The sequence below is a fragment of the Dactylosporangium sp. CA-092794 genome, assembly GCF_050948465.1.
Lineage (GTDB): Bacteria > Actinomycetota > Actinomycetes > Mycobacteriales > Micromonosporaceae > Dactylosporangium.
Map to the genome: position 1 here is coordinate 6,190,481 of NZ_CP192044.1, position 12,735 is coordinate 6,203,215.

Below are 12,735 nucleotides of genomic sequence, written 5' to 3' on the forward strand. Positions count from 1 at the left end.
TCGGGCGCTCCGCGCCACGACTTATCGGATTTATCCGGCGTCGGGGTATAAATCCGTATCACCGACCGGAAGTCTCCGTGATCATGCCGGGCTCAGTCTCGTTCACCCCGGTTTTTCATGATTGTGGAGACAAAATGTACCTATGTGTACCGTAAGTCTCCACGATCATGGAAAACCGCCCGTGTCGGCGGCGACGGGTGATGATCACGGAGACTTACGACCGGTCCGCCGGGCTGAGCGCTGCGGGACGGCCGAAGCCGTCTGATCGGGCCGTTCGTCGAGGGGTCGTCGATGGCTGCCGCCGGAAGGCGCACCTCACGGCGGAGCGGGGTCGGGGTGCCCATGGCGCTGTTGGTCGGGTCGGATTCCTGACGACGCCGGGCCGCGGGCCGGGTGGGGTGCGTGGCCCCGGTCAGACAACGTCTGCCGGGGAGCCGTCATGGAGCTGGAGGAGCCGCCGCTGGTGCGGCGGGTGCGCGAGAGCGCGGTCGGGGACGGAGCCGGGGTGCCCGGGCCGTTCGGGGTCCGGCCGCTGGTATATGCCGACCACACCGCCTCCGGGCGGGTGCTCGGGTTCGTCGAGGATCACCTGCGTTCGCACGTCATGCCGTGGTACGCCAACACGCACACCGAGGCGTCGGCGACCGGCCGGCACACGACGGCGCTGCGGGAGCAGGCCCGCCGGATGGTGCTCGAGGCGGTCGGCGGCGGGGACGAGCACGCGGTGATCTTCTGCGGGTCGGGGGCGACGGCGGCGATCGACAAGCTGCTGCGCATCCTCACCGGCGCCGGGACGCCGCGGCCGCTGGTGTTCGTCGGGCCGTACGAGCACCACTCCAACGAGCTGCCGTGGCGCGAGTCCGGCGCCGAGGTCGTGCGCATCGGCGCCGACCCGCAGGGGCGCATCGACGCCGGCGAGCTCGAGCGGCGGCTGCGGGGAGCCCGCGGCGCCGGGCGGGACCGGCTGATCGGGGCGTTCTCGGCCGGCTCCAACGTCACCGGGGTGCGCTCCGACGTCGACGCGCTCAGCGACCTGCTGCACCGCCACGGCGCGCTGGCCTGCTGGGACTACGCGGCCGCCGGGCCGCACGGCGAGCTGTCGGCCGGCGGCGACGGCCGGTTCCCGCTCGGGTACCGCGACGCGATGTTCCTGTCCCCGCACAAGTTCCCCGGCGGCCCCGGCACCCCGGGCGTGCTGGTGGTGCGCCGGGAGTTGGTGAGCAACCCGGTGCCGACCGTGCCCGGCGGCGGCACCGTCGTCTACGTCCACGACGGCGCCCGCCACTACCTCGGCGACGTCGAGCACCGCGAGGAGGGCGGTACCCCGGCCATCCTCGAGTCGATCCGGGCCGGGCTGGTCTTGCAGCTGCACCGGGCGGTCGGCGCGGCGACCGTGCGGGCCCGCGAGGACGCCTACGTCCGCCGGGCCCTCGAGTCGTGGCGGCGCGACCCGGCGATCGAGGTGCTCGGCGACCCGCGCGCCGACGGCGACCGGCTGCCGATCGTGTCGTTCACCGTCCGCGGCCCGGACGGCGGGCGGCTGCACCACAACTTCGTCGTCGCCCTGCTCAGCGACCTGTTCGGCATCCAGGCCCGGGGTGGCTGCTCGTGCGCCGGGCCCTACGGCCACGACCTGCTCGGCATCGGGCCGGACAAGGCCCGCCGGCTGGCCGCGGCGGCGGTCGCCGGGTGGCTCGGGGTCAAGCCGGGGTGGGCCCGGGTGAGCTTCGCGTACTACCTGTCGGAGGAGGAGTTCGCCTACATCGTCGAGGCCGTCCACCTCGTCGCCGCGCACGGCGCCCGGCTGCTGGCGCAGTACCACTTCGACCCGGTCTCCGGCCGGTGGACGCACCGCGAGGATCCCGGCCCCGCCGCCGGGCTCGCCGGCGTCACCTACGACGCCGCCGGTGTACTGCGCCACCCCGGCGGCGGGCTGCTCGAAGTACCCCCGCGGCCCTTGAAGGATTTTCTCGACGAGGCCCGGGAGATCAGTTGCGCGGTGGCGTCACCATAGGGGTCGTGAGCTGCCGTGGTTGAGCCGTTACGGCGCGAGGACCCACGCCGCCTCGGGCCGTACCGGATCCTCGGGCGGCTCGGTGCCGGCGGGATGGGCCAGGTCTTCCTGGGCCGGGACGGCTCGGGCGCGCCGGCGGCGGTGAAGACCCTGCACGTCGGGGCCGGCCACGACGCGGAGCTGGTCGGGCGGTTCCGGCGCGAGGTCGACCTGGTCGCGAAGATCCACTCCCAGCACACCGCCCGGCTGCTCGACGCCGACCCGGCCGGGACGCCGCCCTGGCTGGCCACCGAGTACCTGCCCGGCATCACCCTCGCCGAGGTCGAGCATTCCGCCGGGCCGCTCGCCGAGCACCAGGTCCGGCGGCTCGGCGCGGCGCTGGCCGACGGGCTGGCCGCCATCCACGCCGCCCGGGTCGTGCACCGCGACCTCAAGCCGAGCAACGTGCTCGTCCTCGCCGGTGGCGTGCGGATCATCGACTTCGGCATCGCCCGGCCGGAGGACTCCGGGCGGCTCACCGCCTACGGGCACATGCACGGCACGGTCGGGTACATGGCGCCGGAGCGGTTCAGCGGCCGGCCCGGCACCCCGGCCTCCGACGTGTTCGCGCTCGCGGCCGTGCTGGTGCGGGCCGCGACCGGGCGCCTGCCCTTCGAGGGTGACTCCATGGAGCGGTACCTCTACGCGGTGCAGTACAGCGCCCCCAACCTGACCGGCGTCCCGGTCGGCATGACGTGGACGCTGCGCAAGTGCCTGGAGGCGGCCCCGGAGGACCGGCCGACCGCCCGGCAGGTGCGCGACCGCCTCGCCGCCGGCCTCGGCGAGCCGGGCGGGCCGTGGCTGCCGGCGGCCGCGCTCGCCGCCATCGAGGAGCGGGCCCGCGAGGTGGCGCGGCTGCTGTACGGCGACGGCGGCCGCAAGCCGTGGCGCGCCCCGCGCCGGGCGATGGCCCGCGGCGAGACGGTGGTCGCCGGCGACGCGGTCGTGGTCGGCGCCGACGACGGCGTGCACGTGCTCGACGCCGCCGACGGCGCCGAGCGCTGGTCGCACCCGGTCGCCCCGGCCCCCGGGTACCGCCCGGCCGTCACCGGCGACGTCGTGCTCACCCCGGCCCCGTCCGGCGTCCTCGCCCACGACCTGCGCACCGGCGCGCCCCGCTGGCAGCTGCCGGTGCCGCCGCACGGCGAGCCGCTCGCCGCGCACGGCCTCGTCCACGTGCTCGGCCCCGGCCTGCGCAACCTGCACGCGGTCGACGCCGCCACCGGCGAACCGGCCTGGCGCACCACGTCGGCGGCGCTCCGGCCGGTCCCGGTCCCCGGCGGGGTCGCGCTGGTGCAGGGCACCTTCGTGCGCGAGCGGCGCGCCGACGGCGGCGAGGGCTGGCGGTACGGCGAGCTGAGCGGCCCGGCCGGCGGGCTGTCCGCGGCCGGCGACCTGGTCCTGGTCCGGGTCGGCGACGAACTGCTCGGCATCGGCGCCCGCGACGGCGGGCTGCGGTTCCGCCGGGCCGGCCTGCCGCCGCGGGTGCCGCCGGCCGCCACCGCCGAGATCGTGGTCCAACCGGCCGGCGGGGAGCTGCTCGGCCTCGACCCGGCCGACGGTTCGGCGCGCTGGCGGTGGCCCGGTGACGGCACCCCGCACGCCGTGCCCGGGGCGATCTTCGTGGCGGAGCCGTCCGGGCTGACCGCGCTCGGCGCCGACGGGCGGGTACGCTGGCGGGTCCCCGGCGTGGCCGTGTGGCCCGACGTGCGCGTGGGTCCGACACTGGTCTGCGTGGTCGACGCCGGCATCCTGCACGCGTACTCGCGCCACGACGGCACGGCCCGCTGGTCCGCGCCGGACATCGTCGCCCTGCGCGCACCGGTGGTGGGCGACGGCGTGGTGTACCTCGACAACGGCTACACACTGTTCGCGATCAACGCCGACGACGGGGAGCGACTGCCCACATGACGGTGCACATCGAGTTCGATCCCGACCGGCGCTTCACCGACCGGTTCGAGCTGCAGTGGGGCCGGCTGGCCGCGACCGGCGAGCGGGTGCTGCGCAAGACCACCCGCACCGCCGACGCGCACCGGCTCGTGCACGCCGAGGTCAACGCCGGCAAGCTGATCTGGGCGCTGGGCGACACGATGTACCCCCCGCAGCTGTGCCGGGTGATCGACAGCGACCTGACCGGCGAGCGGCCCTGGGTGGTCACCACCTACCGCGGGGCGCCGGTGGCCGGGCAGCCCGGTGCGCCGCTGCCCGAGACACTGCTGACCATCTTCGCCGACCTGCTCACCGCGATCCGCACCCTGGCCAAGGCCGGGCTCACCCACGGTGCCATCCTTCCGGATTTCGTACTGTGGGACGGCGGTCACGCCCAGCTGGTCAACCTCGGCGAGGCGGTCGCCGTCGGCGAGCCGGCCCGGGCCGCCCTCGACCCGGTCTGGCAGCCGCCGCCCGGCCCGGACGGGCTGCGCCTGGCCACCGAGGCGCATGACGTCTACCAGGCCGGCATGGTGGTGTACTGCATCGCCCTGCAGACCCCGCCCGCCGACGCGCCGACCGTGCGGGCCGCCCTCGCCCACGGCGGCGGCTCGGCCCTCTCCACGCTGCTCGACGGCGTGTTCGCCGACGACCCGCGGGACCGGCCCGACGTGCACCTGCTGCTGCGCCGGGTCGAGGAGGCCCGCTACGAGCCGGTGTGGCAGAGCCCCGACCCGGCCGACGCCACCACCGCCACCGTGCACATCCCGCAGCAGTACGCCCCGCCGATGGCGCCGGCGAGCCCGGCCCGGGAGGAGTACCGCCGGCTGGTCGCGGCCAAGCGGGACTACCGCCTGCAGCGCTCGGCGCCGCAGGCCGTCGCCTGGCGCTACGCGCGCGGCCTGTTCGACGTGCTGTGGTACAGCCGCGACGAGCTCTCCAGCAAGATCCTGCTCGGCGCCGGGGCGCTGGTGATCGCCGGCCTGCCGCTGCTGTTCGTCATCTTCGTCGTCACCCGGTTCGGAGGAGCCTGATGAGCGTCCCGAGCCCCAGCCGGCTGCTCGGCCGGGTCCTGTGCCCGATCTGCCTGCAGTGGATCCACTGGCGCAAGGCCCAGCGCGTCGAGGTCGACGTGGAGACCCAGCAGCACCGCCCGTTCCGCCCGCGCGGCGCCGACGAGACCCGGGAGGCGTTCGCCGAGCGCCGCCTCGGCGCCCAGCGCGCGTGCACGCTCATGCGCGACGGCATGGCCACCACCCACTACCTGCCCGACCGCTACGGCGACTACGGCGACCCGATCGTCATCGGCCTGGTCGGCCACCGCGCCGCCGGCAAGACGCTGCTGCTGGCCGCGATGGTCGAGGCCCTGCGCAACAACCTCGAGCTGGCCGACCTCGGCCTGCGCGTCGAGCGGCTCGACGAGGGCATCGAGCACAACTACATGACCCGGTTCGTCGAGCCGTTCTGCCACCGCCGCGAGCAGCTGCCGCTGACCCAGATCAGCCCGATCGCGTTCAGTTACGTGGCCAAGGTGTACAGCGCCCACGCCCGCCGCGACTTCGCCGTCGCGTTCTTCGACGTGGCCGGCGAGCAGCTGCGGCGGCGCCGCTCCGGCGACCGGTTTCTCGACACGTCGTTCCTGTCCGCGGTCAACGCGCTCATCTTCGTCGTCGACCCGGAGAAGGCGCTGCCGACCGTGCTCGGCGAGCCGGCCACCGTCTACGGCGACCCGGCGTTCAACGCGGTCATGGACCGCCTGGTCGAGGTCCGCGGCGAGTCCGGCACCCAGTTCCTGCCGATCCCGGCGGCCGTGGTGGTGGCCAAGTCCGACCTGCTCGCCCCGCGCCGCACCGAGGTCGCCCGCTGGCTGTCCCGCGACGACACCCGGGCGCTGCACACGGTCGCGCAGGAGAGCGAGGAGGTGTACGAGTTCCTCGCCACCAACGGCGCCGAGCGCTTCCTGCCGCCGGTCAACCGGGTCAGCGACGTCAGCCTGCACTTCGCCTCCGCGGCCGGCGTCGCCCCGGTCGACGGGCACTTCCCGGCCGAGGGCTTCGGCCCCAAGCGGGTGCTGCGCCCGCTGCTCTCGCTGTTCGCCATGACCGGAGTCCTCGACCGCTCGATGCTGGGGGAGCAGGAGGTGTTGGTTCGGTGAGCCGGATCGACCAGATCGTCTTCCGCTGGCGGGCCCGGCCGCAGCCGGGCGCCCACGACGGCGTCGGCCCCGACGCCTGGTCCCTGCCGGAGTCGTCGGTGGCCTGGTGGGACGAGCGGCTCGCGCTGCGCATCACCCGGGCGCCCGGCCGCAACGACCGGCCGTCCCTGGCCTACCTGCGCATCGACGGATCCGGCGTCGTGCTGCACAAGGTGCCCGCCCGCGACGACAAGAACCGCCCCGGCGCCGCGATCGCCCACGCCCTCATCGGCCCCGACGACCTCGTCACCGTGCAGCTCGCCCTCGGCCTCGAGGACTGGCCCGGGTGGGCGGGCCGCAACGGCACCGAGGCGTACCCGCCGGGCCGGCTCGCCGCCGTGCCGCACCAGGCCCTGCGCGAACACGCCGACGCCGCCCTGGCCCGCCCGGTCACCGACCCCGGCCCGGTCTTCGACGAGCTGCTCGGCCGGGTGATGGACAACCCGGCCGCCCCGCTGACCGTCGTGCTGCCCAGCGCCCCCGCCACCGCCCTGGTCCGCGGCCTGACCGAGGTGCTCGGCTCCACCCGCGACCTCACCTTCGCCGCCAACGAGGACGACGACACCGACCCCGACCTGCCCCGGCTCGTCTTCCTCGACGCCGTCGCCGGCGGCACCGGCTACGCCGCCACCCGCTTGCGGCTCTACCCCGGCCAGCCCGGCGCCGCCGTGCCCGACTTCGCCCGCCAGCTCGCCGACGTGTGGCGCCGCGGCGGCGCGGCCGCGGTCGCCCCGCTGCGCGCCGGGCGCAGCCTGGCCGGCGCCGCCGAGCTGCGGCAGTGGCAGAGCGACGTGCTCGTCGGCGGCCGCATCCTGGCCACCACGCTGCTCGACGCGGTCGCCGGCGGCCACGCCGCGCCCGAGCACCTCGCGCTGCTGCGCACCGAGGACGGGCTGCGCCAGATCGAGTCCGAGCTGACCAAGCTCAACGACACCGACCTGCGCGCGGCGTACCTCGCCTGGCAGTCCGGCACGCCGCTGGCCGCCCAGCACCCGGCCGCCGCCGGCGTCGTCACCCGCTACATGGTGCAGCGCTGCCTGCGCGCCACCGCCGGCAAGCAGCTGCGCGAGGCACTGCGCACGTCCGCCTTCGACCCCGGCCTGGTCGACGCGCAGCTGCGCGACTGGGCCGCCCGCTCCCGCAACGCCACCGCCGGCCCCGCCTCGGTCGTCGAGCTGGTGCAGCTGGCCGTCTCCTTCGGCGTGCCGCCCGCCCTGCAGTCGCCGGGCATCCGCGCGCTCATGGACCGCATCGGCCTGGCCGACCTCATCGAGCTGGCCAACCGGCACACCGGCTCCGACGTGCACGTCACCGAGCTGCTGCTCAGCGCCGCCGAGCAGCGCCCGTTCGACCCGGCCGCCCTCGCGTCGGCGCACACCGCGCTGGAGCGCACCGACTTCCTCATCTACTGCATCCCGTTCCTGCCCGGCGACGCGCAGGTCGCCCAGGACCGCTGGTTCCGGGTGCTGCGCGCCGCCTTCGGGCCGCAGCTGTCCGCGCCGGACGGGCGCGTGCTGGGCGACGTGCTCAAGTTCCTTGCCCGCCAGGAGGCTCCGGAGGTACCCGCGGCGCTGGCTTTTGCCCTGCGGCGCTTTCCGCGGACGCTGCCGGGCAAGGCGGCGGCCGACCAGCTCGCCGCCCGGGAACAGTATCTCGCCGCCGGGCTCACCGACATCTGGCCCGAGCGCACCGAGCTGCTGCTCGCCGAGCGCCGCACCCACGTCCGCCCCCGGCCGGGCCCGGCCGAGGGCGGCGCGGTGACCCGCTCCGCGGCGGCGCTGCCCGGCCCGGCCGGCCGCCTGCCGCAGCGCACCGTCATCGCCCTGGCCGCGATCGCGCTCGTCATCGTGGCCCTCGTCGCCGTCGTCGTGTTCAGCCTGCAGGGAGGTTCCCAGTGACGGAATTCCGGCTGAGCATCGACTACGGCACCACCAACACGGTCGCCTACCTGCAGCCGCCGGGGGAGGCGCCGTTCGCGCTGCAGTTCGACGGCACACCGCTGCTGCCCTCGGCGGTGTGGGCCGACGAGCACCGCTCGCTCATCACCGGCAACGCCGCGGTCCGCTCCGCCCGGCTGGACCCCGGCCGCTACGAGCCCAACCCGAAGCGGCGCATCGGCGAGCGGCGGGTGCTGCTCGGCGGCGACGAGCACGACGCCGCCGAGCTCATCGGCGCCACCCTCGGCCTGGTCGTCGCCGAGGCGACCCGGCTGGCCGGCACCGACCGGCTGCGGGTCGTGCTCACCCACCCGGCCGCCTGGCCCGCCGACCGGCAGTCCGTGCTGCGCGCCGCCGCCGGCCACGCCGGGCTGCACCAGCCGGCCCTGCTCAGCGAGCCCGAGGCGGCCGCCGCCTACCTGCTCGCCACCGGCGCCACCGTCGCCGACGGCGACCCCCTCGTCGTCTACGACCTGGGCGCCGGCACCTGCGACGTGACCGCCGTGCTGCGCACCGGCCGCGGCTTCCAGCAACTGGCCAAGGCCGGCCTCGACGACGTCGGCGGCCTCGACCTCGACGAGGTCGTGCTGCGCCACATCGGCCGGGGCGTGGCCGCCGCCCACCCCGACGAGTGGGCCCGCCTCATCGAGCCCGAGGGCCCGGACCGCTGGTCGGCCCGGCTGCTGTGGGACGACTGCCGGCTGGCCAAGGAACGGCTCAGCACCGAGCGGGTGGCCCGGGTCGGCGTGCCGCTCGTCGACCAGGACGTCTCGGTGACCCGCGGCGACTTCGAGCGCGACGCCCGCGCCCTGCTGCAGCGCACCGTCATGATGACCCAGGACGTCCTGCGCCGGGCGAAGATCGGCCGCGACGACCGCGCCGAGCTGTTCCTGGTCGGCGGCGCCACCCGCACCCCGCTCGTCGGCACGCTGCTGGGCCAGGCCACGGGCCGCTCGCCGCGCCGGGTCGAGCACCCGGAGCTGGTCGTCGCCGAGGGGGCGCTGCAGTACCTCGCGATGGTCGCCGACGAGCCACCGCTCCGCCCGCGCACCGCGCCCGTACCGGCCCCGGCCCCGGCTCCCACCCCGCGCGACGGCCACACCCTGCGCGAACCGGTGTTGAGCACCACCCCGCCCGGTTCGCCGGCCGCGCCGACCCGGGTGGAGTCGGTGACGGTGAAGATGCCGCCCGCGCCGGCGCCGGTGCCTCCCTACGGCCGCCCGCCCCAGGCCGACAAGCGCAAGCTCATCGCCAACCCGTACCGCCACCACTCCGGCGCCACGTTCCGCTTCGGCGCCCTGTTCGTCGCCGGTTTGATCCTCGGCGTCTTCGACGGCGCGCTGTGGACGGCGCTGAGCTGGCTACTGCTCCTGGCCGGCGGCGCGGGCCTGGCGGTGAAGCTGTTCCAGTGGGCGATGTGCGCGCGCGACACCCGCCCCACGACCATCGACGCCACCGGCATCACGATCACGCACGACGGCCACGACACGACCTTCCCGTGGGCGCAGATGTCGACGGTGTACTTCCTGTCGCACCGCGGCAGCCGCTGGCTGGTCTGCACGCCGGCCTCCAACACGGCCCTGGGCAGCGACCACCGCACCGCCCGCTTCTGGTCCCGCCCGCACAGCGTCTTCTTCCTGACCAGCATCAGCGGCTTCGGCGACCGGCTGGTCCGCGAGTCGCTGGAGACCTACGCCGGCGACCGTTACCAGCGCTGACCGGTTCTTCCTCAACCCCTGGCGGTGGCGGCCGATGAGCCGATCGTCCGGCTTGGTGCGGGGCTCTACTGGCGATGGGACGGGAAACGGCAATGAGCGCGAACACGATGCCGATCGAAGTGACCGTACGGCGCAACGCGCTCGCCGGGTGGGTCGCCGACCGGCCGGTCGGCGTCAAGAACCTCATCGGCGTCGGGCTGGTCGCGCTCGTCGCCGTCGTGGTCGCCGTCCTGTCGATCAGCAGCATGGGGCGGATCAACGACCGGCTCGACGAGCTGCAGTCCCGGCACCTGGACAGCATGGCGCAGCTGGTCGTGATCCGGCAGGGCGTGAGCGAGAACTACCGGGCGCAGTCGCTGTTCGCGTGGGCGCCGACCGACGCGACGCTCGTCCCGCGGGCCATGCAGGCGCGCAACAACGGCGACCAGCTGGTGCAGCAGGCGCTGGCGCAGTACCGGCAGGAGGCCGCCGATTCCCCGGCCCGGGAGGCGGCGGTCCAGGCGTTCACCACCGCCTGGACCAACTACAGCAACCTGCGCAACGTCGTGGTGTTCCAGGAGAAACCGGCGGCCGGCGTGACGATCCCGACCGATTCGGCCGCGCAGACCAAGCTCTGGACCGACCTCGAGAACCAGATGAACACCTCGCTGCAGCAGCTGCAGCAGCTGGAGGGCACGGAGGCGGCGGCGACCGCGGCGTCGGCGCTGCGCGCGTACCACTCCGCCCGCAACTGGACCATCGGGTCGCTCGTCGTCGGCCTGGTGCTGTCGCTGGCCCTGGTTGTGGCCATCGGCCGGCGGATGAGCCGGCAGCTGCACGCGGTCGGCGACGCGCTGCTCGCCGCCGCCGACGGAGACCTGACGCACCGCGCCGACGTGCTGTCCCGCGACGAGCTGGGCGCCATGGCGGTGGCGGTGAACCGGGCCAATGAAGGCATTGGACGTACCGTGCAGACATTGGCCGCCGCTGCGGGCACCCTGGGCGACAGCACCGGCCGGCTCAACGGCGTGACCGCCCGGATCGCCGACAGCGCGCAGACGGCCGCGGCGCGGGCCAACGTGGTGGCCGGGGACGCCGGAACCGTGTCGCACAACGTGCAGACCGTTGCGGCCGGCTCGGAGGAGATGGGCGCGTCGATCCGCGAGATCGCGCAGAACGCCAACGACGCCGCCCGGGTCGCCTCCGAGGCGGTCGGGGTCGCCGAGACGACCAACCAGACCGTCTCGAAGCTCGGCGACTCGTCCACGGAGATCGGCAACGTGGTCAAGGTGATCACCTCGATCGCCGAGCAGACCAACCTGCTGGCGCTGAACGCGACCATCGAGGCGGCCCGCGCCGGCGCGGCCGGCAAGGGCTTCGCGGTCGTCGCGAGCGAGGTCAAGGACCTGGCCCAGGAGACCGCCCGGGCCACCGAGGACATCTCCCGCCGGGTTGAGGCGATCCAGTCCGACACGGCCAACGCGGTCGCGGCGATCGGCGAGATCAGCCGGATCATCGCGCGGATCAACGACTACCAGCTCACGATCGCCTCCGCGGTCGAGGAGCAGACGGCCACGACCAGCGAGATGAGCCGCAGCGTCACCGACGCCGCCCACGGCGCGTCGAACATCGCCGGCCACATCTCCGGCGTCGCCGACGCGGCCCAGAGCACGACCGCGACGCTGGCCGAGGTGGACCAGACCGTCGCCGAGCTGACCCGGGTCACCGGGGACCTGCAGCAGGCGGTCGGCCGCTTCCGCGTCTGAGCGTTGCACCGGGTCTCGGTTCCGGCCCGGGTCTGCGCGCCGTGGGAACGGTGCGCCGGCCCGGGCCGGGATCAGACCGTGATGACGACCTTGGCGCGCGCGTGCTCGATCTCCAGGTAGCGGACCGCATCGGCGGCCTTCTCCAGCGGAAAGGTCCGGTCGACCGCCGGGGCAACCTCGCCCGACTCGATCAGCTCCCGCAGCGTGGCCAGGTTCTCCGCGCTCGGCGCCACGTTGAGCATCGGCACCACCCGGGTCCGCCCGCCGAACCGGGCGGCCAGCGAGCCGCGGATCGTCAGTCCCATCGGACCGAAGACGCTGGGCCGGCCCCCGCCGGAGGTGCCGCCGCCGGAGAGCACGAGCCGCCCGCCGTCGGCGAGCGCCCGGCGGTACTCGGCCAGCGTCCGGTTGCCGACCAGGTCGAAGATCACGTCGTACCGCCGGGCGGACCGGGTGAAGTCCTCCCGGGTGTAGTCGACCACGTGGTCGGCGCCGAGCTCGGCCACCAGCCCCGTGTTCCTGGTGCTGCACACGCCGGTCACGGTCGCGCCGAACGCCTTGGCCAGCTGGACCGCGAACGTGCCCACGCCACCGGACGCGCCGTTGACGAGCACGTGCTCGCCGGCCCGCACCTTGGCCACGTCGCGCAGGGCGGCCAGCGCCGTCGAGGCGGCCAGCGGCACCGCGGCCGCCTGCTCGAAGGTCAGCCCGGCCGGCTTGCGCTCCATCATGCCGACGGGCACGCACGCGTACTCGGCGAACGCGCCGTCGTCCTCGCGCAGGTCGCCGTACACCTCGTCGCCCGGCGCGAACCGGGTCACGCCCTCGCCGAGCGCCTCGACCACGCCGGCGAAGTCGCTGCCCCGGATGGGCCGGCGCGGACCGTTGCGGCCGAACATGGCCGGCATCGCGAGCCGGGCCAGATAGGGGTCGCCGCGCATGATGTGCCAGTCGCGGGCGTTGACGGCCGCCGCGCGGACCCGGACGAGCACCTCGCCGGCCGCGGGCACGGGCCGCTCGAGGTCGCGGAGCTGCAGCGTTTCCGATGAGCCGTACCGTTGCTGAACGATCGCCTTCATGCCATCGATGGTGGGCGTTGCGGTCGCCGCGCTCATCGGAACTTGGGCCTGCCCGATTCCGTACTTTCGGCGCCGCCCCT

Annotated in this window: 8 protein-coding genes; 7 read left to right on the top strand and 1 reads right to left on the bottom strand. The window is 74.9% G+C overall.

The window, feature by feature from the left end; all coding sequences use genetic code 11:
- Positions 1-439: 439 nt before the first annotated feature.
- The 7 genes from ACQPXD_RS26140 to ACQPXD_RS26170 all read left to right on the top strand — a co-directional run bounded on the left by ACQPXD_RS26140 (position 440) and on the right by ACQPXD_RS26170 (position 11,576).
- Complete coding sequence (locus ACQPXD_RS26140; RefSeq protein WP_432842987.1) at positions 440-2,014, top strand: aminotransferase class V-fold PLP-dependent enzyme; 1,575 nt, start codon at positions 440-442, stop codon at positions 2,012-2,014.
- Positions 2,015-2,029: 15 nt separating this feature from the next.
- Positions 2,030-3,964 (top strand): protein kinase domain-containing protein, encoded by a 1,935-nt coding sequence (locus ACQPXD_RS26145; protein ID WP_432842992.1) that lies wholly within the window; start codon positions 2,030-2,032, stop codon positions 3,962-3,964.
- Positions 3,961-5,016, top strand: a complete 1,056-nt coding sequence (locus ACQPXD_RS26150; RefSeq protein WP_432842994.1) for a hypothetical protein — start codon at positions 3,961-3,963, stop codon at positions 5,014-5,016. Before ACQPXD_RS26145 ends, ACQPXD_RS26150 begins: the two co-directional genes overlap by 4 nt.
- Positions 5,016-6,137 (top strand): hypothetical protein, encoded by a 1,122-nt coding sequence (locus tag ACQPXD_RS26155; RefSeq protein WP_432842996.1) that lies wholly within the window; start codon positions 5,016-5,018, stop codon positions 6,135-6,137. The genes ACQPXD_RS26150 and ACQPXD_RS26155 overlap by 1 nt, the downstream gene beginning before the upstream one ends.
- The gene (locus ACQPXD_RS26160; RefSeq protein ID WP_432842998.1) at positions 6,134-8,074 is read left to right on the top strand and encodes a hypothetical protein; all 1,941 of its coding nucleotides are present in this window, start codon (positions 6,134-6,136) and stop codon (positions 8,072-8,074) included. The genes ACQPXD_RS26155 and ACQPXD_RS26160 overlap by 4 nt, the downstream gene beginning before the upstream one ends.
- Positions 8,071-9,831: an Hsp70 family protein gene (locus tag ACQPXD_RS26165; RefSeq protein WP_432843000.1), complete on the top strand. Its 1,761-nt coding sequence runs from the start codon at positions 8,071-8,073 to the stop codon at positions 9,829-9,831. Before ACQPXD_RS26160 ends, ACQPXD_RS26165 begins: the two co-directional genes overlap by 4 nt.
- Before the next feature lie 107 nt (positions 9,832-9,938).
- Positions 9,939-11,576, top strand: a complete 1,638-nt coding sequence (locus ACQPXD_RS26170; protein WP_432843002.1) for a methyl-accepting chemotaxis protein — start codon at positions 9,939-9,941, stop codon at positions 11,574-11,576.
- 71 nt (positions 11,577-11,647) lie between these two features.
- Here ACQPXD_RS26170 and ACQPXD_RS26175 read toward each other — a convergent pair whose 3' ends face one another.
- Positions 11,648-12,655, bottom strand: a complete 1,008-nt coding sequence (locus ACQPXD_RS26175; protein ID WP_432843004.1) for an NAD(P)-dependent alcohol dehydrogenase — start codon at positions 12,653-12,655, stop codon at positions 11,648-11,650.
- Between the last annotated feature and the right edge of the window lie 80 nt (positions 12,656-12,735).

Bases quoted from the DNA above. Each gene is read 5' to 3' on its own strand.
- ACQPXD_RS26175 (WP_432843004.1), bottom strand. From the start codon at position 12,655: ATGAAGGCGATCGTTCAGCAACGGTACGGCTCATCGGAAACGCTGCAG.
- ACQPXD_RS26170 (WP_432843002.1), top strand. From the start codon at position 9,939: ATGCCGATCGAAGTGACCGTACGGCGCAACGCGCTCGCCGGGTGGGTC.
- ACQPXD_RS26150 (WP_432842994.1), top strand. From the start codon at position 3,961: ATGACGGTGCACATCGAGTTCGATCCCGACCGGCGCTTCACCGACCGG.
- ACQPXD_RS26155 (WP_432842996.1), top strand. From the start codon at position 5,016: ATGAGCGTCCCGAGCCCCAGCCGGCTGCTCGGCCGGGTCCTGTGCCCG.
- ACQPXD_RS26140 (WP_432842987.1), top strand. From the start codon at position 440: ATGGAGCTGGAGGAGCCGCCGCTGGTGCGGCGGGTGCGCGAGAGCGCG.